Origin of the sequence: Capnocytophaga genosp. AHN8471 (genome assembly GCF_016806945.1) — a bacterium.
GTDB lineage: Bacteria > Bacteroidota > Bacteroidia > Flavobacteriales > Flavobacteriaceae > Capnocytophaga > Capnocytophaga periodontitidis.
In genome coordinates this window covers 70,543-94,910 of record NZ_JAESPJ010000016.1, presented here as the reverse complement: position 1 = coordinate 94,910, position 24,368 = coordinate 70,543, and the positions used below count along the sequence as shown (strand labels likewise).

Below are 24,368 nucleotides of genomic sequence, written 5' to 3'. Positions count from 1 at the left end.
GCTTTATTTCAATTCTCTAATCAAATACATATACACGGGGAAGTGGTCGGAATAGCCCCAAGTGTAGTTGCCATTGCTCATACTGCGGAAAGGATAGCCTTTGTAGCGCCCTTTGGGGTTTGCCAAATAAGGGCGGTTGAAGATACCTGTTTTCCAATAGCGATAACTGCTTTTGTCTTCTTTAAGCAAATCATAGGTGAAATAGAATTGGTCGAAAAGATTCCAACCGTCTTGATAAGCAAGAGTGCCCATACCTTTTTTGAGCATCGCTTCCATAGGGTTGAACAGCTCCCCTGGTTTTACATCTTCTTTTTTGTCTTTTGTTTTGAGTACATTTTTAAAGCCAGAATTGATAGGGTCGTCGTTGAAGTCGCCCATCGCAATAACTTTGGCGTTAGGGTCTTTTTTGAGTAGAGAATCGATGATTTGCTTGTTCAGAGCGGCTGCTTTTTCACGACTGGGGCGGCTTTTGGCTTCTCCTCCTAAACGTGAGGGCCAGTGATTTACGATAAAGTGTATCATTTCGCCGTCTAACTCGCCGCTTACGAGCAGTTGATCGCGAGTGTAGAGGGGTTTGCCGTCATCTTTAGTGAGGTGTAGGGGGTGTGCGAAAGAAGAAACGGGCTTGAACACGCCTTTTTTGTAGATGAGCGCTACATCTACCCCACGTGCATCGGGGGAATCATAGTGCACGATGCCATAGTTGTAACGTTTGAGATACTCGGTATTGATAAGGTCTTGCACTACTGCCTCATTTTCTATTTCGGCAAGTCCTACTATATCGGGGGCGTGGTGCGTTACATCGTTGCCGATTTCGGAAATGACTTTAGCAATTTTCTGTACGTGGTCGTTATAGACTTTGGAAGTCCAGCGGTCGGCGCCCTCAGGGGTGCGATCGTCGTCGAATTTATTAGGGTCGTTGATAGTGTCGAAAAGGTTCTCCACGTTGTAAAAAGCAATCGTTCTCACACTAAATTTTTTTTGTTGAGCCTCGGCATTGAGTACCGCTAAAAGTACAAGCGATACCGTTAAAGTTACAATTCTTTTCATTTATAATTTGTTTTTTTAGGTGTTTAGTTTTGGGCTTAATCAGCAAATTAGTAAATTAGCAAATTATTGAAATATTCTTCCAAAAAAGCCTTTCTTTTTAGGTTTGTCTTCCTCTTGTTGGGTGGAGGAGGCGGTATTTTTGGCTGCTGCCGAAGGGTTTACTACATCATCTATAGAAATTTCTTCCTCACCATTATCTATATCGTTTAATTTGCCTTTGCGCTCGTAGATGCGGTAATGCACTTCGCCTGCTCTAATCGTATCTTTTACAGCATTGCTATTGCTGAGGAGACGGTCGAGGAAACCTTCTCTTACCACGGGTTCACAATTGGTTATCTCCTCGCGTATCTCGTCGGGGACGGAGAAGGTAGCGCGGGTGATTGTGTTGAACTGCTTGTTGCGGTTGAGTTGTGATACAAAGAGGGCTGCAATAGGCAGTGCTGAGTTAGCTCCTTGCCCCAAATAGGTAGCGCGGAAGCCTATCTGCTGGTCGTTACCCACCCAAACAATCATCACCAAGTTAGGCAAGAGCCCTGCAAACCAACCGTCTTTATTATCTTGGGTAGTTCCTGTTTTACCAGCGAGGTCGTTGGTAAGTCCGTATTGTCCGCGCATTCTGGCGGCAGTTCCTTCATTCACTGTAGCGCGCATCAATTGGATCATCTGTTGAGCAGTGGTTTGGCTGATAGCAGCGGCTTCTTTTTTAGGTTTGTGTTGCCAGATAATTTTTCCTTTTTTATCGGTGATTTTTTCTATAAAATACGGTTGTGAGGGTACGCCGTTATTGGCAAAGGTGGTATAAGCTTTAGCCATTTCAATCACTGATAATTCGGCTGAACCCAAGGCGATAGAGGGTACTTGAGGCATTGCTGTTTGGATACCCATTGCGCGCGCTTTCCTGATGACATTGTTGAGTCCTGCATAGAAGAGCGTTTGCACAGCGATGGTGTTCAGTGATTCTTTAAGCGCCTTGCCTACAGAGTAGTAGGTATAAGGGTCGTCGTCGGTTTTAGAGGCGTTGCGCGGTGTCCAGAATTTTTCATCGGCGTAGGTGAGGGCGCGTGGTGAGAAGTGAGTGCATACAGGCATTCCTACCTCTAAGGCAGTAGCATAGACAATAGGTTTGAAAATAGACCCAACTTGGCGTTTACTTTGCAATACGTGGTCGTACTTGAAGTGCTCAAAATCAACACCTCCTACATAACTTTTTACAGCTCCCGTCTGTGGATTCACACTCACAAAACCCGTGTTGAGCAAGCGAATATAAAACGACAAACTATCGAGGGTGCTGTGCTTTTGCACTTCGTCCTGAGTGTAGAAACTCAAGTCCATAGGTTTTTTCTCGCTGAGTTTTTTCCAAATAGTTTCATCGTTGAGACCTTGGGCTTTTAGTTCTTTATAAGCGGGGAGTTTTTTAGCTTCTTGGAGTAGCCAGTCGTTATCGGTTTTCCAAGGAGGGTTTTTGCCATAAGCAGTTTCAAAATCTTTTTGTAGGCGTTCTAAGTGTTTTTTCACGGCAGTCTCGGCGTATTGCTGCATAGTACGGTCGATGGTGGTGTAGATGCGCAACCCATCTTTATAGATATTATAGGGCGTACCGTCTTCTTTTTTAACGTCTTTCAACAATTCGGGGAGTTGCAAGCGTATTTGTTCGCGGAGGTAAGGAGCGAGACCTTCGTTTTCGATGTTGTTATAGCTAATTTTCAGGCTGTCTTGCTTGTGGACTTCAAAGTCTTTATCGGAGAGGAGTCCATTTTTTTTCATCTTAGCTAATACTACATTGCGGCGTTCTTCACTTCGCTTGGGCGAGGTACGCGGATTGTAGTTTTTATTAGCTTTGAGAGAGCCTACTAAGGTAGCTGCCTCGTTGAGAGTGAGTTCTTTGGTGTGTTTGTTGAAAAATCGATGAGCAGCAGCCTCTATGCCGTAAGTATTATCGCTAAAAGGTACGGTATTGAGGTAGAGGGTGATGATTTCCTCTTTAGTATAGACTTTCTCAATACGGCTGGCGATAATCATCTCTTTGATTTTATGCACGGGCATTGAGAGTTTTCCGTAGCGCTCGCCACGCCCGAAAATGTTTTTAGCCAACTGCATCGTAAGGGTACTACCCCCACCCGAAGAATCATCTTGCAAGAGCAGTGTTTTGAAAAATACCCTAAAGAGGCTTCGCATATCCACGCCACTGTGGCTGTAAAAACGCTCATCCTCGGTGGAGATGAGGGCATTTACCAAGTAAGGAGGAAAATCGGAATATTCAACTTTAGTGCGGTCGAAAATGTAGAATTTGCCTAAGAATTCACCGCGGTCGTCGTAGATGAGACTCGCTTCAGCTTGACGGAGCTCCTTGAGTTCTTGTTCGGTAGGTAATTTGCCAAAAGCACCAAAATATACTAAAGAGAAGAGCAATAACAACATTGCTACCCCTGCTCCTACAGCAATACCTGCCCATTTGAGGTAGAATTTGTAGTTTCGGGGTTGTTTGCCTTCGCGCTTGCCGCTGAAGAGTTTATAAAATAAATAGGGAATGCCAATAAGCAGTAATACAAGGGCATACCAAGTGTATTTGAGGCAGTAACGCAGTAGTTTATATACCATAGAACCTAAAGCCAAAATCCCTTCCATCATTAGAGAAAGGAGGGGAGCTATCAGGAGCAGCCCTTGGGTAATAAGTTTTTTGAATGATATATTTTTTATTTTCATATAGATATATGTGAACTACAGATTAGTTATTAATAAATGTAGTTATATCAAAGAACATTAATTGTGTGTGTTCATTTTCAATTTCTTTAGTAAGAAATTTAAAACCCATTTTTTGGTAGAAAGGAATGGCTTGATTATAAGCGTCGACAGTGATAAGTCTACAAGCCTGATTTTCATTAAACTTTAGGCAATTACTTATTATAGAAAACAATATCATTTTTCCTAATCCCTTTCCTTTACAACTTTTATCAATTCCTAAACGACCTATTTTTAAGGAAGGAATACTTTTTAGATGTCTTTTAGGATAAGGTAGTAGTCCCTTTCGAAATTTATTGTATTGACTTACAGAGGGAAACATTTCTTCCTTTAGTTGTAAGCTGTCATTTAGCAAACTATAGTATCCTAATGTACGTTCATTATTTTCTATAACAAAAGTAGTTGCTAATAGTTCTTTTTTATAAAGAATAGCTTCGTTAAATAAAAAATCGTTTAAATCGTCGTCTTCACAATCAAAAGGTTTGATGGTATGAGTTTCTGTAAGTAATAAAACTGATACTTCTTGAAAATTATCTATTTTCATAGTTGTTTGTTTTAAACAAAGCTCTAAATTTTTTAGCTTCTTCTTCTATTTTTTCACGAGTAATTCCTAACTTTTTTACATCATCTTTAAAAGAAGCTAATTTTTTGTAAAAATTAATTACATCTTGTCCTTCTAACACGGGAGTAGGTTTAATCTCTCTTGCCATTTTTATAAAAATAATTGTTCAACAATGCAAAAGTACAAATTAATTAATAATTACCAAGTAATGGAGAATAAAATTTGGGTGCAGAGAGAGATTAGCGAGAAAAAGTTTTTGATATAGGTTTTTTGTTATTTACTAAAAAATTTATACTTTTGCCGCTTCAGTAATAAAGGATTATAAAAATAAGTGTGATGATATACTATGTACTTCTTTCCTTAGGCGTGGTTGTGCTGCTTTATCTGCTTATTATGCAAGGAATTGCAAATCTTAAGCGCGAAAAAGCAAAAGATGAACTACGCGAAAAATGGCAAAATGCCCTTATCGACGAAAAACGAACTAAAGAGACCATTATGGAATTCATCAAAAAAACTTTTGGTGAGGCAACGGTTAGTAGTATTGAAAAAGGTATATACAAAGAAAGTATGCCCGATTATCTCGTGAAAATGGCTATCGGTCGCCCTGTGAGCGTCCAGCCCGTAGTGTTCCACGGCATCCCTACCGAACGCTGGTTCTACAAATCTGTCGTGCTTAGCTTTCAGAGCGGCCGACTTATAGGCTGGGAAACCAATGATAAATAACTCCAAATAACAGGACTATGACAGTAAAAGATTACTACCAAGTGCTGGGACTCACCCCTGAAGCCCCTACTGAAGAAATACGCACCGCCTACCGTAAACTCGCTAAAGCTAATCACCCTGATAAACACAAGGGTGACCCTATTTACGTAGAAAAATTTAAAGACCTCCAAGAGGCCTACGATGTGCTCTCGGATAGCTATAAACGCAAAGAATACGACGATCAGCTGGCGCGCCAAAATATCTATAACAAGAAAAATACTAAAAAAGAATCGAAAAAGGCGGATAAATCTTCTAACAACGCGTCAAAACCTTCACAACCTGATGAATTTTCACAGCCCGAGCAACCTTCACAACCTCGCCCTGAGGAAATTAAGGATATGCACACCTTGGTGGATATGTATTTCAAAAAACGAGATATCACCCTCCAAGCACGTAAACAATACGACAGTTTTCTCGCTTCTCCACGCAAAAAATATATCAATTGGGTAACATTTATAGCTCTGTTGCTCTTTATCGCAGGAGTTGTTGTGGCAATGATGTTCCTCAATTAACAATTAACAATTGACAATTAACATACACAACGAAACGGATTTTACGGCTACTGCCTTGGATACTTTTCGCTATCAATACGAAAATAACGAGGTATACCACCGTTTTTGTACCCTATTACAGCGCACTCCCGAAAAAGTAACTGCCCTCGAGCATATCCCTTTTTTGCCTATTGAATGCTTCAAAACGCATAAAGTGTATTGTGGCAGTGCGCCTCACCAGCAAATCTTCACCAGCAGTGGCACTACAGGCGCACAAACTTCCCGACATTATGTGAAAGACCTCACTATTTACGAAGAGAGCTTTCGCAAAGGATTTGCATACTTCTATGGCGATATCCGCGATTATGTAGTATTAGCCCTCCTCCCTTCGTATTTAGAACGCACGGGCTCATCGCTCATCACTATGGTAGCCGACCTTATTGAGCGCTCAGGTAGTGAGTATAGCGGTTTCTATCTCAATGAATACGACCGCTTAGCCGAGCGTTTGCAAACCCTCGATGCTTCGGGTAAAAAAATACTGCTCATAGGGGTATCGTTTGCCTTACTCGACCTTGTTGAAAAGCATACTTTTTCCTTAAAAAATACCATTGTAATGGAAACTGGCGGAATGAAAGGTCGGCGTAAAGAACTCGTGCGAGAAGAGTTGCACGCTATGCTCTGCCAAGGCTTTGGGGTAGCAATGATTCACTCGGAATACGGAATGACCGAACTGCTCTCGCAAGCCTATTCTGCTGGTAAGGGGATTTATAAGTGTGTACCTTGGCTCAAAGTGCTTATACGCGATACCAATGATGCGCTTAGTTATCTGCCTACTGGCAAAACCGGCGGACTTAATATCATCGATTTGGCTAATAGAGAATCGTGTAGCTTTATCGCTACTCAAGATTTAGGAAAGCTACACCCCGATGGTACTTTTGAAGTATTAGGACGCTTCGACAACGCCGATATCAGAGGGTGTAATTTGCTCATTAGCTAATTTACCAATTTGCTAATTTGCTAATTATTTTTTATTTTTGCCGAAAATATAAGAATTATGGGCACAGTAAGATTACAAGCAACAGTACAAGAATTTGATATTCCATACTTAGAAAGGTTTTTAAAAGGTATTTCAGCTACCGAAATCAACTTTGAAAAAGAAGAAGACGCCTTTGATATTCTTACTCCTGAAGACCTCAAAGCCATTGCACTCTCAAAAGAGCAAGGAAAACTCGGTATGGTTACAAGCAATGACGATGTTTTTAAAGAAACTCAATATTTTAGAAGTTCAAAACAACAACCCTTATTTTAACAGAAAAAATCCCTTGCAGTGCAAAACTGCAAGGGATTTTTTTTAAGTAAAGTAACTATTTTATTAATTGATTACTGTTTTTATCAGACAAGTCGGACGTGTCAGACCAGTCAGATTCCTAACACCTGATACCTGTCCCCTGACCCCTATTTTACTTTGGTAAAATAAAGGGTTACTAAGCCGTTTTGGGTTTGCTCGCTGTAGGAAAGTTTGGTGTTATTTTCTGAAAACACAAGTGCCAACTCCTCTTTGTTTTGAGGATCGGTAACATCGTAATATTTATTGCCTTCTTTTACCCACTCGTAGGTATTGATAGTTTTTTTGCATTGCCCGTTTTGCTCAGGAACATTAAGATATATTGTAAACCCTATGGAGCTACTCACTACAGCACCTTGCAAACATTCTCCTTCCTTTACTATCACTTCCGTTTTTCCTACGGTAGCTTTGGTCATTATCCAATATCCTACAAAAGGATCGAGGTAACTATAGTCTACCCCTTTTTTGCGAAGGATTTCTATTACTTCCTGTTGTTGATTATTTTTTAAATATATAAAAAGCTCTTTCCCTTTCATTTCGTATTTTATAGAGGTTTTAGCTCCTTTTCTTACGTTAGGCGAATCATTGGCAACCGTCATATTAAAAACGCCATTAGTAGCCGTATAATCGTAATATATAGGATAGTATTTACACTCAGAACCTTCTAAATAATAGTATTCGTGCTTTATTTTTTTATCCGAAATAGAATAATAAGTTTTTTCAGCACAATCGTTAGAACTTGTCCAGTTCCGTCCGTTTCCATCGGGACCATTAAAATTGCTGTAAAGATACCAATCGCCAGTGAGCGAAGTGCTACCTCCGCCGTTGTCGTCGTCTTTCCCGCAAGAGGAAACAAATAATGTTGTGGCAACCAATGCCGAAAAAATTAGTTTTTTCATATAATATTTGTATTATCCTCTCTCCCGTTCCCTCTCTCCCAAGGAGAGAGGGAAAATCTGGTTAAGAGGGTATTAAGAATAATGTTTAATGTTGTTTATGATTTATCAGACAAGTCGGACGTGTCAGACAAGTCAGATTCCTGTCCCCTGACCCCTGAGGCCTATTTTACTTTGGTAAAATAAAGGGTTACTAAGCCGTTTTGGGTTTGCTCGCTGTAGGAAAGCTTGGTGTTATTTTCTGAAAACACAAGTGCCAACTCCTCTTTGTTTTGAGGATCGGTAACATTGTAATATTTATTGCCTTCTTTTACCCACTCGTAGGTATTGATAGTTTTTTTGCATTGCCCGCTTTGCTCAGGAACATTAAGATATAGTGTAAATCCAAAAGAACTGGCTACTACCTCTCCATTCAAGCATTCACCTTGCTTTACAGTAGCTTCTGTTTGTCCTACGGTAGCTTTAGTCATTTGCCAATATCCCACAAAAGGATCAAGAGAACTATAGTCTACCCCTTTTTTGCGAAGGACTTGTATTTCGTTCTGTTGTCGAATATTTTTAAAGCGAAGGATAAGTTCCTTGTCCTTTATTTCATATTTTATAGAGGTTTTACCTCCTTTTCTTTCATTAGGTGAATCATCGGCAACCGTCATATCAAAAACGCCATTAGTAGCCGTATAATCGTAATATTTTGGAGTGTGTTTGCATTCAGAACCCTTTGAATAATACCATTCGTGCTTTATTTTTTTATCGGAAATAGACCAATAAGTTTTTTGAGCACAATTGTTAGGATTTGTCCATCGAGATCCATAACCATCGGGGTCATTATAAATGCTGTAAAGATACCAATCCCCAGTGAGCGAAGTGCTACCTCCGCCGTTGTCGTCGTCTTTCCCGCAAGAGGAAACAAATAATGCTGTGGCAATGAATGCCGAAAAAATTAGTTTTTTCATATAATATTTGTATTATTCTCTCTGCCGTTCCCTTTCTCCCAAGGAGAGAGGGGCAATCTGGTTAAGAGGGGTTAAAAAATAATGTTTGTTGTTTATGATTTATCAGACAAGTCAGACGTGTCAGACCAGTCAGATTCCTGACCCCTGAGACCTAAAACCTGACATTGGGGGCAAAGGTAATAAAAAATATCTTTATATCCTAATTTGTATTGCTAATTAATCATTAACAGAAAACCTCCTCTTGCAGTTTGTACTACAAGCGGAGGTTTTTAAGTTACATTTATTGCCTGTGCGGCTCGCACCTTTGGCTAAGTGTAGGTTTATTGTTCATTGTTCATTGTCAATTCTTCATTGTCAATTGTTTTTTTAAGTTCTTCAATCTCTTTTTGGGTGTCTTCTATGATAGTAGTGTCTATTCCCGTGTGATTGATATGATGATGAATTTCAGTTTTAATCTCATCAGTAGCATCGCGCAATTGGCGCATTGTTTTGCCCAAACCACGTGCAACCTCTGGGAGCTTATCAGCCCCAAAAAGTATTAAAACCATAAAAAGTATAAATATAATCTCTGAAATACCCATAAATTCAATTAATAATTAACAATTGACAATTAACAATTATCTGATGTCTGACACCTGATGCCTGACACCTAACTCACTGCAAAATTACATTTTTTTTGTCACAAAATAGTAAATATCATATTTTTTTTATACTTTTGCCCGTATGAAAAAGGTAAAATATTATTATGACCCCGAGACGCTCTCGTATAAACGCATTCGCAATCGCAAGCGTACAAAGGTGCGCAATGCCCTGATATTCCTCACGGCAGCAGCTCTCTTTGGGATTTTATTTTCTTTGGTAATGATTAACTCACGTCTGTTTTTCACCCCTCGTGAGGTGGTGTTGGCACGCGAGATAAAAACCTACGAAACCAACTACCAAATCCTCAACAAAAAAATGGAATTGGCGGAAGAGGTGCTTGCTGATATCCAAGAGCGCGACAACAATATGTACCGCCTATACTTCAACGCTCCTATCATCCCCGATAGTATCCGCAAGAGCCTTAAAAACCCCAACCGCTATAAAGACCTCGAAAAATTTGGCAACTCTAAACTTGTTGCTAGTACCAATGAGCGTTTAGATGTGTTGCGCAAACAGTTGGTTGTACAATCTAAATCGCTTGATGAGATTACCAAACTCTCTAAGGCAAAGGAAAAATTTCTCGCTTCTATTCCTGCTATTCAGCCTATCAACAACAAAGATTTAAAACATATGGCTTCAGGCTATGGTTGGCGCACCGACCCTTTTACCAAAGCCCGTAAGTTCCATTATGGTATGGACTTCGCTGCACCTCAAGGCACTCCTGTATATGCTGCTGGCGATGGCGTGGTAGTCCGTGCCGATAGCAACGCTTCAGGCTATGGTAACCACATCCGCATCGACCACGGCTATGGCTATGTAACCCTCTACGGGCACCTTTCTGCCTACAATGTGCGCGCCGGTCAGCACGTGAAGCGCGGTGACCTCATCGGTAAAGTAGGAAGTACTGGTAGGTCTGAAGCACCTCACTTGCACTACGAGGTTATCAAAAACGGCGAACATATCAACCCTATTCACTTCTACTATGGCAACCTCACCCCCAGCGAATACGCCGATATGCTACACGTCTCTACCCAAGAAAACCAATCGCTTGATTAGGGGTTAGAGGTTAGGTGTCAGGTTTTAGGTGTTAGGTTTCAGACTCGTCAGAGGAGTCTGACTTGTCAGATATTCTTACCTCCAAACAACCTCTAAAAAATACTCCAGAAACCTCCACAAAGAACTGCTAGAACTTAGAGGCTTTAGCAAATTGAAATCAAAATTCTATAATTAGATGAAAAAAATACTATTTCTTTTTATTTTTAGCAGTTTTATAACAGCTTGTAGACAACATAAGAAAACTTATGTTGCTGATATCAAAGAAAATTCAATTGCTATTGACTCTTTTTATCACAAAGAAAATATATTTAAATATACTCAGCTGGGTATAGAGTGTAAAATAGGAAATTTGGACAATGTAAAACAACTTCTTGCTAAAGGAGCGAATAGTAAATTTGCAAAAAAAGATGATTATTTGATATATGATGCCTTGTTTGTGTCTATAGAAAATCGTCATTTGCCTATTGTTAAATATCTTGTAGAAAACAACATATCAGATATAAATCAAATATATACAGAAGAAGGACTAACACCTCTTGGATTAGCTCGTAAAATAGGAGACAAAGAGATTGTTTCGTATCTTATTAAACAAGGTGCAATTAAGTACTCTTCAGATTGGTTGGCAACATACTCAGGTCATTTTTTATATTTAAAAGAAGAAAAGGCAGACCCTCGTGCTTGGGGAAAAATCTTAGTAAAAATAGGTGATAATATTGCTCATTTACAGATAGAAACTTATGATAAAAGTAATGATAAGGAATATGTTTTTAAAGAAGAAAAAAACAACGAAATTTCATTTGTAGATTTGAAAAATGAGGATTATATAAAAATAATAAAGAAAAGCAGTACGTACCTTCTCAAGAATTCTTTTTTAGATAGATTGTTAGATGAAAACAACTTATATTCAATAGAAAAAGTAATCAGCAAATGAGAAAATCAGCAAATCATTATGATGAATACTCCCAAAACCTCTTATACCACTGCTACTGAGCAGATAAAAGAAGCTATTCTCAGTAGTCAATATACGGCTGCTAAGCAAGTAAATGCCGTACAACTCTCCTTGTATTACGGCGTAGGGCGCTATGTCTCTCAAAATACCCGCAAAGGAGTATGGGGTACAGGAGCTATTGAAGTAATAGCAGAGCAACTTCACAAAGAACTGCCAGGACTTCGTGGGTTTGGAGCTCGGCATTTGCGTAATATGAGAGCCTTTTATGAGGCGTGGCAGGAGTTAGATATCAATTCAGCAGTTGCAACTGCCGAATTACAAGTTATTGGAAATAAAATAGATACTAATTTGGAAATCACGATTTCCAAATTACAAAATGTATTATCTCCACATTTTGATACGCTTTCAGCCTCTTCTTTTCTATCACTACCTTTTACCCATCATCTTGAGATTTTAAAAGAAGTAAAAGATAATAAGCAACGTCTGTATTATATTCGTTGGGCGATTGAAAATAAAGCTTCTGTGATTTCTTTAAAACGTGCTCTTGCAACAGATATTTATAATGTTCAACCTATCCCTAATAATTTCTCCCAAACGCTCCCTTCTAAGAATTTAGCGCGTAAAGCACTTGAAATGTTCAAAGATGAGTACTTGCTCGATTTTATCAATGTAGAAGAGATGGGGGAACGCGACCTCGCTGATATAGATGAACGAGTAGTAGAACAACAGATTATCCATAATGTGAAGAATTTTATTATGACTTTTGGCAAGGACTTTACTTTTGTAGGTAATCAATACCATTTGGAAGTGTTTGAGGTTGAACAATACCCCGATTTGCTCTTCTTTAACCGCGAACTTAACTGTTTGGTGTGTGTAGAACTCAAAAAAGGAGGTTTTAAACCCTCTTATTTAGGACAGCTCACCGCCTATTTGCGGATTTTAGATGACACAGTAAAGAAACCACACGAAAATCCTACCATTGGTATCATTCTTTGTAAAGACTTTAATAAAGATTTCGTAGAATATGTCATTCAAGACTATCACAAACCGATGGGCGTGGCTCGCTATACCACTACTGCCGAAATGCCTGAACAGTTTCAGCGTGTATTACCTAATATAGAAGAGTTGCGCAAAGTATTGTCAAATCAACCTACTGATAAATAAATCTATGATGAGCAACCCTCAACACCTCATTCACATCGTACAACAAGCCTTTTCAGGCACGCGCCTTAGGCAAAACCATACGCCAAATGTGTGATGCTACCAACGAAATTAAAACCGAAATCGAACAATCTATCCACCAAACCACCGATATAGATACCAAATTCATTGCCGATACCCAAAAAGAAATCGGCAAACTCAAAAACGATTTAACAAAATGAAACCCCTCTTAAGCGCCATATTACTCCTCTGTTGCAGCTGCCAATATTTCTCATCCTCTCCTGCCCAAGAGGAGGTAATCAACACCGCTGATGTGGTTTATACAGAAAAGAAGGATTCAGTTGAGTATACACACTCTGAAGGCAAAAGAATAGGCAACCCTATTGATTATAATGCACCTACCATTAAAGAAGTTTATGTAACCACCCGCGATAGTATTGATCTTTATGAAGAAGCCTACGACAAAAGCACACGTCTTGGCAAATTGCCTTATGCTGAAAAAGTAGAGGTAGTTCAAGAACTTAACTCTTGGTATGGCATAAAACAGCGCACCCAAAGGAAGTACAAACGCGATGGCGAGGAGATTATCTTGTGGCAATGGGAAAAACTCTTTATAAAGAGAGAACAAACGGGCGATATTAGCCAAATAAAACTCAACTATAAAGAGCTGATTACTACTGAAGACAAGAAACCGCTCAAGAAAATAAACATTCGTTTTGTGACTAAAGACGAATATCTCGTTCAAAAAACCAATGCGGTTGATTTTATAGATACTACCAACACATTCAAAAAAGTAAAAGGGAAACTGCGCCTTCCTTGTCAGGAGTGTAAAAACAAATATATTACATATATTGATAGCCTTGCGCCTAAGTACGATGACAATAGAATAGAGCATACCTATATAGGGGAAATACCCTTTCTAAATCAATATCTTATCAGTACTACATACTATGAAGATTGGGATTATACCTTGATTGACAAAACTACAGGTAAAAAGTTTACTTTAGCTGCTTATCCTTATATCACTCCTGATAGACAATATTTTATGACTCTATTAGACAATGTCTATGAAGGAGTTGCAGACTTTTCACTTTATAGTATTGATGAGACAAATAAAATAAAGAAAGTATTTTCAACCACTTTTACTCAGTGGGCATTAGTATTAGATGAAAAGGATAGAGAACAAGTCTTTATGGGAAGCAATGGAAGTCTCTATGCTAAAGTAATTAATGTCTCTGTTCGTTGGGATCAAAAAGGGTACTATAACCCACGAGGTCAGTATATCTGTATCAGTCTTAAATAATAAATCAAATTTATATGAATAATAAAAATCTCCCCCAAAATTGGGATTTCTTTATGTGCCGTATTGAAGGCGCTCCTGCCTCTATACGCACCAACTTAGCCTTGATTGAGGTCGCTCCTCTCGAAGGGCTCACACAGCGCTTGCAGTTCTGTATCAAAATGAAAAACCCTAGACCCGACGGACTTTCTTCTAATGAAGAATATCCTATCCTCTGTGATATAGAGGATGCTATAGGCGAAAAAGCGGGAGCTATAGGGGCTGTATTAGCAGGGGTAGTGAAATCGGAAGGGTTTTTAGAACTCTGGTTTTATACCCAAAATGCTGAGGCTTTGGCAAAAACTTGTGAAGAAGCATTACAAACTTTTGAGGGCTATCAGTCGGGGTATAATATAGCCGAAGACCCCGAGTGGGAAGATTATTTTGGTTTCCTCTACCCCGATGAGTTTTCTTACCAAACGATGCAAAACCGCAAAGTGCTAATGCAACTCGAAAAGAATGGCGATAAGATGGAGGTGCCTCGCGAAATCGACCATTTTATCTACTTCAAAGAAGCGGATCAGCAACAGGCTTTTGCCAAAGAAGCTGAAGCCAAAGGTTTTAAAGTGCGTTTTAACGATGATGAATTTGTGGAAGAGCGAAAAGCAGAAGGAAAAGAATATCCCTATATGGTAGAAGCCACCCGTGAAGATAGTCCGTTGGATATTGATGATATCGTATGGGATTTGTTAGAACTCGCCTCTCCTTTTGAAGGTAATTACGACGGCTGGGGCTGTGTAAACGTACGATAAGAAGTACAGCTAATTGTTAATTATTAATTGTCAATTGTTAATTGAAAAATGAAGTATTCAAAAATAATCGATACCGTTTATGAGGAAGTATTAAAGGGCGAAAATGCCGGCACCGTCCCTACCTATATCCCCGAATTAGCACAAGTGAACCCCGAACAGTTTGGGGTGTATTTCTATAGCCTCAACAAGCAATCCTATGGCATAGGCGATTGCGATGTAAATTTTTCAGCACAGAGTATCGCCAAGGTGCTCGCCCTCTCTTTGGCGTATAGCATCATAGGCGACCAATTGTGGAAACGTGTAGATGTAGAACCCTCAGGTACTTCGTTCAACTCTCTCGTCCAGTTAGAAGCCGATAATGGTATTCCGCGTAACCCGCTCATCAATGCAGGGGCGATAGTAGTGTGTGATATTTTGCTCTCTATTTTAGAAGATGCCGAAGCCGATTTTCTTACTTTTGTACGCGAATTGGCTAACGACGATACCATCAACTATTCTATTTTAGTAGCCGAATCCGAAAAATCAGTAGGGTATCGCAATTTTGCCTTGTGTTATTACATCAAATCGCTCGGAAATATAGAAAACGACCCTATTGAGGTGCTTAACTTCTATTTTAAACTCTGTTCTTTGGAACTCACTTGCAAATCGATGGCGTATATATTCTCATTTCTTGCCAATGACGGTATCCGTATGCACGACCGCGTACAAATCCTTACCGAAACCTGTACCAAGCGCGTAAACGCCATAATGCAAACCTGCGGATTTTATGACGAGTCCGGAGAGTTTGCTTTTAAAGTAGGTTTACCGGGGAAGAGTGGAGTAGGAGGGGGGATTGTTGCCCTATTGCCCAATCATTACAGTATAGCAGTGTGGAGTCCCAAACTCAACGACAAAGGCAATTCGTATAGAGGAATGAAGTTCTTAGAAATGTTTACCGCCCAAACGCATACCTCTATTTTTTAGTTACATTGTAGGGTGCTGTCTGAAAAGTCTCAAAATCACTTTTGTGTCGCTACACTTTGCCAAAGGTGCGAGCCGCATAGGCTGGAAACTTAGGCAAAGTTGACCATTCTGATGATCAATCTGTTGATAATTTTTTTGTTTCACTATATAAAAATAGAACTATGAAAAGAATTGTATTTTTCCTTTTATTACTAATATTCATAGCTTGCTCTAAAAATGTAAATATAAAAAAAGTAGGTAATAGTTTTTTTGAAAATGATGTATATATAGACAGTCAAGGTTGTCAATATATAAAGATAACAGAAGATTATAAGCAAGTGAAAGATAATCTTTTTGAAGATAAACAAGGGAATTTGTATATACAAGGAACTAACAATATGATCTTTTACTATTCTCGTCCAATATATATATCAGAGCTTTACGCTATGAACTCTGATAAGTTAAAAATAAAGGACATTGTAGATAGAGATACGTATGAAAAATTAGCAGATACAGGTTTTTCAAAAGATAAGCAATTCTTATACTTATTAAAAGAGTGGTCAGACAGATGGGAATTACATATTATTAGCAAAGACCCCGATAAATATAAACTCATTTGGAAAAATTGCAGATATTATCTTTATTCTGATGGTAAATATTATTTGAATCAAGATGTTTTTACAGAAGAAGAATTGAATATGCCTCAAAAATAACAAATGTGGACTTTTACTTTATTTAAACAGCTTCGGATATGAAAAATTCTATAAATAAATTTAGTGCACTTCTGTTTTTACTATTAGGGGGAGCTAATTGCACTAACAACACACCTAAGCAACAAGAAAATGTGATTATTACTCCTGCTCCTCACCTAAAAAAAGAAGTGGTGGTACAATTAGATAAAATCAATAACAAAGAGGCAAAACTAACAATTGCTAATTACTTAGACGAACCTATTTCCACAAATATGTTTGTGATATATACAGATATATTGGTTTTAGAATTTCAGGCAAATGATACTATAAGAGAAATGACTTGTGTAGCTCCACCTATGCGTCCCATTAACATAAGAGAATATGATACTATTTTAGCTCCTAATGCTAAAATAGAAACACTTTCTTCTATGGCTGTAATGAGAGAATGTGAGGAAATTTTTAAAATAACAGAACCCAACATAAAAATGCGTGCTAGCATTCGTTTTAAATATGTGAATCGAGAGGAGGAGTTTACCCAACACTCTAATTGGATCATCTATAAAAATGAAGGGCATTATAACCCTAAGTAAAAATATGAAAGAGTATACTAAAACAGCCTTGAAAAAACTATTTTTATTTTCTATAATAGTCGTTTGTTTAATGGCTTGTGCGACGAAAAAACAATCTGTTTTTACTAATTTAGATTGTGATAAATATCCTGTTTTAGATAGTTTGGGATACATTGAATATACAGATGACTATTTATTTACAGGTAAGGTTTTTGATCAAATTAATCAGATGGGGAAAGTTTTGGTTCCCTGTCTCATTGAAAAAGTGAAAGATACAACCCCTACATATTTTAGATATGCTGAAATTTGTAATTTTACAGAGGGAGATTATGCGTTTTTTATGTTGCCTTATGCATTGAAAAGTAAAAGAGATATTTATAAAGAAGTTGTTTTAAAGGAATTTAAAAAAGAATATAAATCTGATGCTTATATGTATGATCATTTACAAGCTATTTTGTTTCACACTCAAGATAAAACGACCAATTATAACAATCGTTTACGACTATACAAAAGATTGAAAGAGTGGTATTTAAAAAATTATGAAAAGCCACAGAAGTCTACAAAACCTACACCTACAACGAATGGGTGGTAAAAGAAGAATATTGTAGCGCAAAGCCTGAGAATAAGAACGAAAAGCTTGGTGGAGTTGTTTACAGATGTTCTATTAGGTCATCATTTAAGCTACAGACCTTTACGTGAATAGTAACTAAAGTCTTTAATTTTTTAGTTACGCTGTAGGGGCGTTTTGCAAACGCCCACATAAATAAAACTTTTATAGATAGCCGATTTTTTCATTCCCCTAAACTCTCTTTGATATTGATGAGTGTTTGTTTGATATGTTCTAATTTCTCTATAAGGGCGAAATTATCAAGTGTTTTTTGTTTTTCTTCTTTCAGGCGTTGGCGCGCGCCTTCAAGGGTAAAGCCGCGCTCTTTTACTAAGTGATAAATCAGCTTGAGTTTTTGAATGTCGTCTGCTGAAAATTTCCTACTGCCTGAGGTTGTTTTACGCGGACTGATAATCTCAAACTCCTTTTCCCAAAAGCGTATCAGCGAGGCATTTACGCCAAATGCCTGCGCTACTTCGTTGATACTATAATAGAGTTTTTCGGGTAAGTCAATATTAGGCATTAGGGGATAGGGATTAGGGGTTAGGGGTTCTGATGATTTTGATTTGCTTGATGCGTTTTTTATCAAAGGCTTCTACAATGAATTTGTAGTTGTTGAAAAGAATAGGAATGCCTTTTTGAGGGAAATTACCTGCAATCTCTAAAAGGAAGCCGGCAAGAGTTTCGGCATCACCGCGTTTTTCGTCAAAAAGAGCCTCTTCTTCATCGTTGAAATCGAGGATGCGATAGAAATCCTTTAACACTGTTTTTCCTTCAAAAATAAAGGTGTTGTCGTCTACTTTGAAGTAGGTTACATCATCGTCGTCAAACTCATCGTTGATACTGCCTACAATCTCTTCAATAATATCCTCTAAGGTAATCACTCCACAAGTGCCTCCATACTCATCAACCACTACGGCGAGGTGTATTTTCTTCTCTTGGAACTCGCTAAGCAAATCGTCGAGTTTTTTGTTTTCAGGCACGAAAAAGGCATTGCGTTTTACACTATTCCAGTCGAAGTCGGTTTTATCTAAGTGAGGCAAGAGGTCTTTGATGTAAATCACCCCTGTGATATGGTCTAAATTCTCGTGATATACGGGAATACGCGAATAGCCTATGGCTACAATTTCGTTGAGCAACTCCTGATAAGAGAGATCTTCGCTGAGGGCAAAGATATCTACACGGGGCACCATTACTTCGCGCGTTTCGGTATTGCCAAACGACACGATGCTCTCCAATATTTTCTTTTCTTCATTGGTGGTGTCTTCTTCCGAGGCAAGTTCTAAGGCTTGTGAGAGTTGTCCTATTGAAATATTGCTTTTCTGTTTGCCTAAACTCTTCTGAATCCATACTGTAAAGGCTTTCATCGGTGCGCTGATGGGCGTAAAGAAAGTGTCGAGCGTATAGATGAAGTAGGCGACACGCTGTGCAAATTGTATGTTGTTGCGATTGGCATAGATTTTAGGCAAGATTTCGCCGCAGAGCAAGAGTACAAAAGTAACTACCCCCACATCAAGCACGGCACGCACCCAAGGGGTGGTGATGCCGCCAAAGAGAAAGTTACCTAAATCCACGAAGAGGAGTACGATGGAGATGTTTACCAAATTATTGGCAATGAGCACCGTCGCTAATAGTTTTTTAGGATTGTCAACGAGCTTGGCGATGATATTGCTGGTAGCTGTTTTTTCGTCGCGGAGGGTATTTATCTCGGCAGGGGTGAGCGAAAAAAGGGCTACTTCGGCTCCTGAGATGAGAGCCGAGCACAGCAATAGTACTACAAACACTGCAAATTGAATAACGATACTCACATCGATAGCTAAAAAAGGCATCAATGCGAGTACCGACAAAGGTTCTGTTTCCAAAATATTATTATTTCGTTATACATTTAGAAAGGCGGCTGCGTGCTTACCGGAGGTTCATACGCCTTAGGTTCCGCCGTTTTTGGGGCGGGTTTAGGTTGCCCGTCGCGTTTGGGGTTTGGTAGGAAAGTTACATCAGTAGCGTGGATTTCAGTCATATAGCGCATCGCGCCGTCTTCCGTTTGCCATTTGCGCGTTTTGATGCGCCCTTCCACATAGATAAGATCGCCTTTGTGAGTGTATTTTTCTACGAGTTCAGCGAGCTTGTTGCGCACGATGATGGTATGCCATTCGGTACTGCTCATACGCTCGTTAGTAGCGCGGTTAGTATACTCATCATCAGTGGCTAAGGGGAACTGACCGATGCAGTTGCCTTCGCTAAAATACGTAAGTTTTACAACATCTCCCATACGACCTATGAGAATAACTTTATTTAAAGTTCCGTTCATTGATAAAATATATAAATATAGAGTTGATAATCAAAATATTTTTCAAAAGTACAACTTTTTTTCTACTTACCAAAATTTGGAGATGAAATTTATTTTTTATTGATTTGCTAATTTGTGAATTTTTCAATATCTTTGTCGCTTGATAATACCTCATAAAATGAAAATAATTCTTCTCTTTTTACATTTGTGTTGTTGCTCGGCGCTTTCGGCTCAGTCGTTTACGAAAGAAGTGCCTTTTGAACTCAAGGGCAAAGTGAAAATGCTCTATACTACAATGGTGTCCTTAGAGCCTGGAGTTACATTAGACCAAAACAACGATTTGTACAAACACCAAAAAGTGTATTTTGACGAGCAAGGAAAAGTTGTTAGTAGAACTTTATATAAAGATGATGGTCAAGAAGATGGTACACAGGTGTTTTCGTTTGATAAGAAGGGTTTTTTAACTGAAATGAAGATTACGGATAAAAACAATTTGCTTGCTAATGAGGTACGTACACTGGTGTACAATAAAAAGAAAACTGAGGCAATAGCCAAACGATTTGTCGTTGCCGAAATGCATACGGTTTATCCTACCAAATATGTGTTCGACAAGCGTAAACGCCCTATAGAAATCACTGATTATTTTCCTAATGAGAAGGATATTATCCAAAAAGAGCGTTTTGAGTACAACGCTGCTGGCAAAATAACTGCCAACATCAAAGAACGAATGAACGGGAGTGTGGTGATTAGCACGTTCCTTACTTATAATGCTCAGAACCAAATTGTAAAGGAACTTACTGAAGTAACCCAAAACGGCAGTACAATTTATAAATTAGAGGCGACTTTTGCTTATACTGATAAAATGGGCTTCCCAACAGAACAAGTAACGGTTATTGATGGAGGCGCCCCTACGCGTTGTAGCTATGAATATCAATGGGATGCAAAAGGCAATTGGACGGAAAAGCGCTTTGTGGTGAACGGCAAGGCAATGGCTGCTGTAAAAAGAGAAATAACCTACTATTGAAAATGCCAATCAAGGGTTAAATTAACTTATTGATTTAAAACATCCCCCCTCACATACTCCGCTCTTGCGGACTTCCTTCAAAGGGGGAGATGCGACGCAAAAGCGATAACATCCTGTTAATCAAGGGTTATCGTTTTTCAACTCTTGATTCATATCATTAATAAAAGCCATTGCTAATGATGAAGATTATAGTTAAACAAAAATAGGTTTTGAATAAAAAGGCTTGTTTTTAGGGGGCGTTTGCAAAACGCCCGTACACCACGCACTTTAAAAGCGATTGATTATCAGGTTTATAGACTTTGTCAAAGTTTTGGGACTTTGACAAAGTGTAGTGATGCATTGGCAATACAAGCAAGAGTAAAGATAAAAATTATTCCTTTACAAATTCATAATGTTTCATTATCAGATATTCTTCTTTGTTTTTTTGTTGGCTCGTCCATTCATCTTTTCTTAAAAAATAGTGAATTGCTTTTGTTTCGGGGAATTTATCAGAAGAGGAAAGAAAATCAGTTGCTTTATACGATATTTTTGCATATTCCATTATAGCAAGAGTGTCGTTGTTTGTTTGCTTACTATTTGCAGGCACTCGTTCATTGATTCTGTAAAAACCAGAAACCGTTAAAGAATCATTAGGAGCTATATTAAAAATGGTATAACTATATCGCCCTTCTGCTATATTGCTGCCATTAAAAAGCACAAAAGAACAATTTTTACTTCTATTTTCAAATAAATCATACCAAAATACTATAGGTACACTTAATATTTCAGCATAACTATATAAGGGATAGCGTTGTTTTTTGTACTCTAAATAATAATGAGGGTAGTTGTCATTCACTGTTAGTTTTACTAAATCTTCTTGGCAAGAACGCCACGATAAAACTTCACTGATGTAAGTCGTATCTTTAGTTAGTTTTTTGTCTTCATCATCAAAAACGATAGTATTTGTAGTTTCTCTGTTGTTACAAGCTATTGTTAGCAAACATAATAAAGATATGAGATGTTTCATTTGAACAATTGTATTTATAGTTATTCATATTCAAACAGTTTTATTCTAAAACTTTTTTCAGGTTTTTAGAATCCATCAGATAAATCATAAACATTATTGATTTCTTCAGCTCCAACACAAGTGGAATCTATATAGTATTGAACTTTCCTATCTTGTTTTTCATTGAAATAATCTACTTTTATCTCTTCTTCTGAAAAAACATTCCATCTTCCGTTATTATAACAAACATTTATACTCTTGCTATTCATATCATTTTCATTCATTCGCATTATTCGCAAATATTGTCCCTGACTACAACAATCCTCAGGTCTATTGTTAAAACGATCATAAACATATCCTTGTCTAAGGATTACTGTATATTCTAATTCAACATAGCCTATTTGTACAATTTCTTTATAAACATTGTCTTCTTCGATAAAAATAGTATAAAGATAACGCGGGCGAAACCTACTTTCCTCTCCATTTGCATAGTAGAAATCCCACGCTCTATCCCTATTTTGTTGTAATCCATTATATCCAAAAATAGAATCACCTGCCATAATTTGGCGTGTTACAAGTAGCTTCTCTTTACTATTGTGATCATCCTCTTTTACATCTAAGAGATAGAAAATAGAATCACGATCATAATCTACTACAAAATTTTCTGTATCAACAAGAGTTTTGTGATGATTACAAGCTATTATTAGCAAACATAATAAAGATATGAGATGTTTCATCTGAAATGTAGTTTTTAATCAAATCATAACCAGCCGGAATATCTTGAAAATTATTTTTTATAATTACCATTCATCATCTTCAGATATAGAAAAACTACCATTGCAAATCTCTACTTCTCTTTTTCCCACTTTTAAACGAACATTGATATCTGTCTTTGTTTCATTGACTTCTATAATAAGTTCTCCTGCCTTATCTTCTTGCCCCTTAAATGCTTTCTCAAAAACATCCATTGCTTCTTTTACATTGAACTTGATAGAAGCTTTATAAATAATGCCTTTTTCATCATAAAACTTAATATATACAACAAAGGGTACTGACCTTTGAGCAATGGTTGTGTATCGAAATTTTTCAGGGATACTATATTTTTCTATTTGATTTTCACCCCATATTCTTTCGCCAAATAATTCTTCTATTTCACGATTAAGACCTTGGTAATAATAAGAGTGAATGAATTTTGTTCTGTCTTTGGTAATAAGTGTCATCTTCCAAGGATAACGTTTTCTAAAGGTATCCCATAATCCATAAGGAATCTTAAAAACATCATCTATAACAAGAGGTTCAGTAACAGGTGTCCCACACTGTTGATACTGCATTCGTATTTTTTCTTTTGGGAGTCCTAATTTTATAGCATAATCTCTATTTTCTATAGTATGCTCATCCAAAACAACATTTCCTGTTCTTTTATAATATTGACTTGCTTCTTCTTTAGTTACAAAATCAATATCTTTTGTCTTTTTTGCTTGGTAACGCCCTACTTCTACAACCCTACCATAGTTGTGTAACCAAACAAAAACCACTCCCCCAGGGGCTAAACCTACAGATATATTATACTCTTCTATTTTTGGAGCAGTATCATTCTCATTAAGAGAAAGAGTATACACCTTATCTTTTAAAAGTTCTGCTATCTTAACGCTGTCTAAAGGCTGATCTTCTAAGAGATATTGACATTTTTCTACATACGAAAGCCAAGAAACATCCAAGTGAGTAGGGATACCTTTAGCTTCACCTTCTTCGGCATTTTTAAAAAGACCTGGCGTTCCATTACTTATTGAAAAAAGAGGAAAAGGACAATCGTTTTCAAATATAAAATTTGAACTTGTTCCAAATTTACTAGCTCCATCTTTTCCATATACTACTCCGCGATAAACTCTTATAGGATAGCCCGCTACTGGTTTTACATAAGCGACCCAATGATATTTTTTATTTATATCTTCCTTTTCTTTACAAGAAGTCAATGATAAAAGTAAAACTAATAGGGTTATGATTAGATTTTTCATCGCTGTTTTTTATATTTTCCAGATTTATCTAATTCTGACCAAGGCACTTCTTCTATCTTTGAGGAAATACACTTATTGTTTTTAAATTCTAAGCTAATAAAATAATCATATTCACCCACAGTCGAATGAGAGTAATTTTCTAATTGAATTCTTACAAAAGTTTTATCTTTCCTTTTGGTATATTTAATCCTCTGTGGTATACAAGTTGTTATTGTAAAGTCGGGTTTGGATGGAATGTAGATTTTATTTCCATTAAACTCAATAATTGGATTGTGTTTCTTCAATTCTTCTCTTGTAGTTGTCGTTTCATTTTCTAATGATAAGGCACATTTCCTTTCTAAAATAGCTATAGAATTCTCTGTTTTTATAAAAATTTTTATATTATCTTTTAGAAGATGAATATCTGCTATATAATATAATTCGCAGAAATTTCCATCACCACAAGGAACTGAGATTACACAATAATCAATGCGTTTTTCTATTGATGTTTGTGAAAACAAAGAAAATGTACTGATAAAAACGAATACTAATGTTGTGATTGTTCTCATAT

Annotated in this window: 29 protein-coding genes; 15 read left to right on the top strand and 14 right to left on the bottom strand. The window is 37.6% G+C overall.

Annotation, left to right across the window (positions count from 1 at the left end; translation table 11 throughout):
• Positions 1–3: 3 nt before the first annotated feature.
• The 4 genes from JMN12_RS07115 to JMN12_RS07100 all read right to left on the bottom strand — a co-directional run bounded on the left by JMN12_RS07115 (position 4) and on the right by JMN12_RS07100 (position 4,499).
• On the bottom strand, positions 4–1,050 hold the full coding sequence (locus JMN12_RS07115) for an endonuclease/exonuclease/phosphatase family protein (protein ID WP_203092788.1): 1,047 nt from the start codon (positions 1,048–1,050) through the stop codon (positions 4–6).
• A gap of 63 nt (positions 1,051–1,113) precedes the next feature.
• A complete protein-coding gene (locus JMN12_RS07110) occupies positions 1,114–3,753 on the bottom strand; it encodes a transglycosylase domain-containing protein (RefSeq protein WP_203138265.1) in 2,640 nt (879 codons plus the stop codon).
• 22 nt (positions 3,754–3,775) lie between these two features.
• Positions 3,776–4,333 carry a GNAT family N-acetyltransferase gene (locus tag JMN12_RS07105; RefSeq protein ID WP_088593179.1) on the bottom strand — a complete coding sequence of 186 codons (558 nt, stop codon included), beginning with the start codon at positions 4,331–4,333 and terminating at the stop codon, positions 3,776–3,778.
• Complete coding sequence (locus JMN12_RS07100) at positions 4,320–4,499, bottom strand: hypothetical protein (RefSeq protein WP_009412052.1); 180 nt, start codon at positions 4,497–4,499, stop codon at positions 4,320–4,322. The genes JMN12_RS07105 and JMN12_RS07100 overlap by 14 nt, the downstream gene beginning before the upstream one ends.
• Positions 4,500–4,687: 188 nt before the next feature.
• On the opposite strand from JMN12_RS07100, the gene JMN12_RS07095 reads away from it, so the two are divergent.
• The 4 genes from JMN12_RS07095 to JMN12_RS07080 are packed head-to-tail and all read left to right on the top strand — an operon-like array spanning position 4,688 to position 6,913.
• Complete coding sequence (locus tag JMN12_RS07095) at positions 4,688–5,074, top strand: hypothetical protein (RefSeq protein ID WP_203080540.1); 387 nt, start codon at positions 4,688–4,690, stop codon at positions 5,072–5,074.
• A 17-nt stretch (positions 5,075–5,091) separates the two neighbouring features.
• Positions 5,092–5,625 (top strand): DnaJ domain-containing protein, encoded by a 534-nt coding sequence (locus JMN12_RS07090; RefSeq protein ID WP_203138260.1) that lies wholly within the window; start codon positions 5,092–5,094, stop codon positions 5,623–5,625.
• 10 nt (positions 5,626–5,635) lie between these two features.
• A complete protein-coding gene (locus JMN12_RS07085) occupies positions 5,636–6,601 on the top strand; it encodes an acyl transferase (protein ID WP_262896518.1) in 966 nt (321 codons plus the stop codon).
• A 57-nt stretch (positions 6,602–6,658) separates the two neighbouring features.
• On the top strand, positions 6,659–6,913 hold the full coding sequence (locus JMN12_RS07080) for a hypothetical protein (protein WP_203138258.1): 255 nt from the start codon (positions 6,659–6,661) through the stop codon (positions 6,911–6,913).
• Positions 6,914–7,059: 146 nt separating this feature from the next.
• Here the strand turns inward: JMN12_RS07080 and JMN12_RS07075 are convergent, their stop codons facing one another.
• The 3 genes from JMN12_RS07075 to JMN12_RS07065 form a co-directional block, all read right to left on the bottom strand.
• Positions 7,060–7,848, bottom strand: a complete 789-nt coding sequence (locus JMN12_RS07075; RefSeq protein ID WP_203138256.1) for a lipocalin family protein — start codon at positions 7,846–7,848, stop codon at positions 7,060–7,062.
• A 161-nt stretch (positions 7,849–8,009) separates the two neighbouring features.
• Positions 8,010–8,798, bottom strand: coding sequence for a lipocalin family protein (locus JMN12_RS07070; RefSeq protein WP_203138254.1), 789 nt, complete (start codon positions 8,796–8,798; stop codon positions 8,010–8,012).
• 320 nt (positions 8,799–9,118) lie between these two features.
• Positions 9,119–9,379: a twin-arginine translocase TatA/TatE family subunit gene (locus tag JMN12_RS07065; RefSeq protein WP_203138253.1), complete on the bottom strand. Its 261-nt coding sequence runs from the start codon at positions 9,377–9,379 to the stop codon at positions 9,119–9,121.
• Between the two features lie 142 nt (positions 9,380–9,521).
• Here JMN12_RS07065 and JMN12_RS07060 point away from each other — a divergent pair, with 142 nt between their 5' ends.
• From JMN12_RS07060 to JMN12_RS07020, 10 genes are all read left to right on the top strand, one after another.
• On the top strand, positions 9,522–10,496 hold the full coding sequence (locus tag JMN12_RS07060; protein ID WP_009412045.1) for a M23 family metallopeptidase: 975 nt from the start codon (positions 9,522–9,524) through the stop codon (positions 10,494–10,496).
• Positions 10,497–10,671: 175 nt separating this feature from the next.
• Complete coding sequence (locus JMN12_RS07055) at positions 10,672–11,427, top strand: ankyrin repeat domain-containing protein (protein ID WP_203138252.1); 756 nt, start codon at positions 10,672–10,674, stop codon at positions 11,425–11,427.
• Positions 11,428–11,445: 18 nt separating this feature from the next.
• The gene (locus tag JMN12_RS07050) at positions 11,446–12,609 is read left to right on the top strand and encodes a YhcG family protein (protein WP_203138251.1); all 1,164 of its coding nucleotides are present in this window, start codon (positions 11,446–11,448) and stop codon (positions 12,607–12,609) included.
• Between the two features lie 86 nt (positions 12,610–12,695).
• The gene (locus JMN12_RS15470) at positions 12,696–12,827 is read left to right on the top strand and encodes a hypothetical protein (RefSeq protein WP_009412042.1); all 132 of its coding nucleotides are present in this window, start codon (positions 12,696–12,698) and stop codon (positions 12,825–12,827) included.
• Positions 12,824–13,909 carry an SH3 domain-containing protein gene (locus tag JMN12_RS07045; protein WP_203138245.1) on the top strand — a complete coding sequence of 362 codons (1,086 nt, stop codon included), beginning with the start codon at positions 12,824–12,826 and terminating at the stop codon, positions 13,907–13,909. Before JMN12_RS15470 ends, JMN12_RS07045 begins: the two co-directional genes overlap by 4 nt.
• Before the next feature lie 14 nt (positions 13,910–13,923).
• Entirely contained in the window at positions 13,924–14,697 is a 774-nt protein-coding gene (locus JMN12_RS07040; RefSeq protein ID WP_203138243.1) for a DUF695 domain-containing protein, read from the top strand.
• Positions 14,698–14,745: 48 nt separating this feature from the next.
• Positions 14,746–15,660: a glutaminase gene (locus tag JMN12_RS07035; RefSeq protein WP_203138241.1), complete on the top strand. Its 915-nt coding sequence runs from the start codon at positions 14,746–14,748 to the stop codon at positions 15,658–15,660.
• A 161-nt stretch (positions 15,661–15,821) separates the two neighbouring features.
• Positions 15,822–16,352 (top strand): hypothetical protein, encoded by a 531-nt coding sequence (locus tag JMN12_RS07030; RefSeq protein ID WP_198465857.1) that lies wholly within the window; start codon positions 15,822–15,824, stop codon positions 16,350–16,352.
• Positions 16,353–16,390: 38 nt separating this feature from the next.
• The gene (locus JMN12_RS07025) at positions 16,391–16,921 is read left to right on the top strand and encodes a hypothetical protein (protein ID WP_198465856.1); all 531 of its coding nucleotides are present in this window, start codon (positions 16,391–16,393) and stop codon (positions 16,919–16,921) included.
• Between the two features lie 4 nt (positions 16,922–16,925).
• Positions 16,926–17,492, top strand: a complete 567-nt coding sequence (locus JMN12_RS07020) for a hypothetical protein (RefSeq protein WP_203138239.1) — start codon at positions 16,926–16,928, stop codon at positions 17,490–17,492.
• A gap of 199 nt (positions 17,493–17,691) precedes the next feature.
• Here the strand turns inward: JMN12_RS07020 and JMN12_RS07015 are convergent, their stop codons facing one another.
• The 3 genes from JMN12_RS07015 to JMN12_RS07005 are packed head-to-tail and all read right to left on the bottom strand — an operon-like array spanning position 17,692 to position 19,815.
• Positions 17,692–18,030: a MerR family transcriptional regulator gene (locus JMN12_RS07015; protein WP_009414313.1), complete on the bottom strand. Its 339-nt coding sequence runs from the start codon at positions 18,028–18,030 to the stop codon at positions 17,692–17,694.
• A gap of 13 nt (positions 18,031–18,043) precedes the next feature.
• Positions 18,044–19,336, bottom strand: a complete 1,293-nt coding sequence (gene gldE, locus JMN12_RS07010; protein WP_203080552.1) for a gliding motility-associated protein GldE — start codon at positions 19,334–19,336, stop codon at positions 18,044–18,046.
• Between the two features lie 56 nt (positions 19,337–19,392).
• Positions 19,393–19,815: a single-stranded DNA-binding protein gene (locus JMN12_RS07005; protein WP_095901562.1), complete on the bottom strand. Its 423-nt coding sequence runs from the start codon at positions 19,813–19,815 to the stop codon at positions 19,393–19,395.
• Positions 19,816–19,972: 157 nt separating this feature from the next.
• Between JMN12_RS07005 and JMN12_RS07000 the strand changes: the two genes are divergently transcribed.
• Positions 19,973–20,818, top strand: coding sequence for a hypothetical protein (locus tag JMN12_RS07000; protein ID WP_198465847.1), 846 nt, complete (start codon positions 19,973–19,975; stop codon positions 20,816–20,818).
• Positions 20,819–21,188: 370 nt separating this feature from the next.
• Here the strand turns inward: JMN12_RS07000 and JMN12_RS06995 are convergent, their stop codons facing one another.
• The 4 genes from JMN12_RS06995 to JMN12_RS06980 form a co-directional block, all read right to left on the bottom strand.
• Entirely contained in the window at positions 21,189–21,824 is a 636-nt protein-coding gene (locus JMN12_RS06995; protein WP_203083878.1) for a hypothetical protein, read from the bottom strand.
• Positions 21,825–21,889: 65 nt separating this feature from the next.
• Positions 21,890–22,540: a hypothetical protein gene (locus JMN12_RS06990; protein ID WP_203138237.1), complete on the bottom strand. Its 651-nt coding sequence runs from the start codon at positions 22,538–22,540 to the stop codon at positions 21,890–21,892.
• Positions 22,541–22,603: 63 nt separating this feature from the next.
• Positions 22,604–23,818 carry a DUF2931 family protein gene (locus JMN12_RS15230; protein ID WP_238423842.1) on the bottom strand — a complete coding sequence of 405 codons (1,215 nt, stop codon included), beginning with the start codon at positions 23,816–23,818 and terminating at the stop codon, positions 22,604–22,606.
• The gene (locus JMN12_RS06980) at positions 23,815–24,366 is read right to left on the bottom strand and encodes a hypothetical protein (RefSeq protein ID WP_203083880.1); all 552 of its coding nucleotides are present in this window, start codon (positions 24,364–24,366) and stop codon (positions 23,815–23,817) included. The genes JMN12_RS15230 and JMN12_RS06980 overlap by 4 nt, the downstream gene beginning before the upstream one ends.
• Between the last annotated feature and the right edge of the window lie 2 nt (positions 24,367–24,368).

Bases quoted from the DNA above. Each gene is read 5' to 3' on its own strand.
- JMN12_RS07000 (WP_198465847.1), top strand. From the start codon at position 19,973: ATGAAAATAATTCTTCTCTTTTTACATTTGTGTTGTTGCTCGGCGCTT.
- JMN12_RS07115 (WP_203092788.1), bottom strand. From the start codon at position 1,050: ATGAAAAGAATTGTAACTTTAACGGTATCGCTTGTACTTTTAGCGGTA.
- JMN12_RS06980 (WP_203083880.1), bottom strand. From the start codon at position 24,366: ATGAGAACAATCACAACATTAGTATTCGTTTTTATCAGTACATTTTCT.
- JMN12_RS07110 (WP_203138265.1), bottom strand. From the start codon at position 3,753: ATGAAAATAAAAAATATATCATTCAAAAAACTTATTACCCAAGGGCTG.
- JMN12_RS07005 (WP_095901562.1), bottom strand. From the start codon at position 19,815: ATGAACGGAACTTTAAATAAAGTTATTCTCATAGGTCGTATGGGAGAT.
- JMN12_RS07065 (WP_203138253.1), bottom strand. From the start codon at position 9,379: ATGGGTATTTCAGAGATTATATTTATACTTTTTATGGTTTTAATACTT.
- JMN12_RS06990 (WP_203138237.1), bottom strand. From the start codon at position 22,540: ATGAAACATCTCATATCTTTATTATGTTTGCTAATAATAGCTTGTAAT.
- JMN12_RS07090 (WP_203138260.1), top strand. From the start codon at position 5,092: ATGACAGTAAAAGATTACTACCAAGTGCTGGGACTCACCCCTGAAGCC.
- JMN12_RS06995 (WP_203083878.1), bottom strand. From the start codon at position 21,824: ATGAAACATCTCATATCTTTATTATGTTTGCTAACAATAGCTTGTAAC.
- JMN12_RS07040 (WP_203138243.1), top strand. From the start codon at position 13,924: ATGAATAATAAAAATCTCCCCCAAAATTGGGATTTCTTTATGTGCCGT.
- JMN12_RS07035 (WP_203138241.1), top strand. From the start codon at position 14,746: ATGAAGTATTCAAAAATAATCGATACCGTTTATGAGGAAGTATTAAAG.
- JMN12_RS07025 (WP_198465856.1), top strand. From the start codon at position 16,391: ATGAAAAATTCTATAAATAAATTTAGTGCACTTCTGTTTTTACTATTA.
- JMN12_RS07050 (WP_203138251.1), top strand. From the start codon at position 11,446: ATGATGAATACTCCCAAAACCTCTTATACCACTGCTACTGAGCAGATA.
- JMN12_RS07105 (WP_088593179.1), bottom strand. From the start codon at position 4,333: ATGAAAATAGATAATTTTCAAGAAGTATCAGTTTTATTACTTACAGAA.
- JMN12_RS15470 (WP_009412042.1), top strand. From the start codon at position 12,696: ATGTGTGATGCTACCAACGAAATTAAAACCGAAATCGAACAATCTATC.
- JMN12_RS07080 (WP_203138258.1), top strand. From the start codon at position 6,659: ATGGGCACAGTAAGATTACAAGCAACAGTACAAGAATTTGATATTCCA.
- gldE (WP_203080552.1), bottom strand. From the start codon at position 19,336: ATGCCTTTTTTAGCTATCGATGTGAGTATCGTTATTCAATTTGCAGTG.
- JMN12_RS07055 (WP_203138252.1), top strand. From the start codon at position 10,672: ATGAAAAAAATACTATTTCTTTTTATTTTTAGCAGTTTTATAACAGCT.
- JMN12_RS07030 (WP_198465857.1), top strand. From the start codon at position 15,822: ATGAAAAGAATTGTATTTTTCCTTTTATTACTAATATTCATAGCTTGC.
- JMN12_RS07045 (WP_203138245.1), top strand. From the start codon at position 12,824: ATGAAACCCCTCTTAAGCGCCATATTACTCCTCTGTTGCAGCTGCCAA.
- JMN12_RS07060 (WP_009412045.1), top strand. From the start codon at position 9,522: ATGAAAAAGGTAAAATATTATTATGACCCCGAGACGCTCTCGTATAAA.
- JMN12_RS07015 (WP_009414313.1), bottom strand. From the start codon at position 18,030: ATGCCTAATATTGACTTACCCGAAAAACTCTATTATAGTATCAACGAA.
- JMN12_RS07075 (WP_203138256.1), bottom strand. From the start codon at position 7,848: ATGAAAAAACTAATTTTTTCGGCATTGGTTGCCACAACATTATTTGTT.
- JMN12_RS07095 (WP_203080540.1), top strand. From the start codon at position 4,688: ATGATATACTATGTACTTCTTTCCTTAGGCGTGGTTGTGCTGCTTTAT.
- JMN12_RS07070 (WP_203138254.1), bottom strand. From the start codon at position 8,798: ATGAAAAAACTAATTTTTTCGGCATTCATTGCCACAGCATTATTTGTT.
- JMN12_RS15230 (WP_238423842.1), bottom strand. From the start codon at position 23,818: ATGAAAAATCTAATCATAACCCTATTAGTTTTACTTTTATCATTGACT.
- JMN12_RS07020 (WP_203138239.1), top strand. From the start codon at position 16,926: ATGAAAGAGTATACTAAAACAGCCTTGAAAAAACTATTTTTATTTTCT.
- JMN12_RS07100 (WP_009412052.1), bottom strand. From the start codon at position 4,499: ATGGCAAGAGAGATTAAACCTACTCCCGTGTTAGAAGGACAAGATGTA.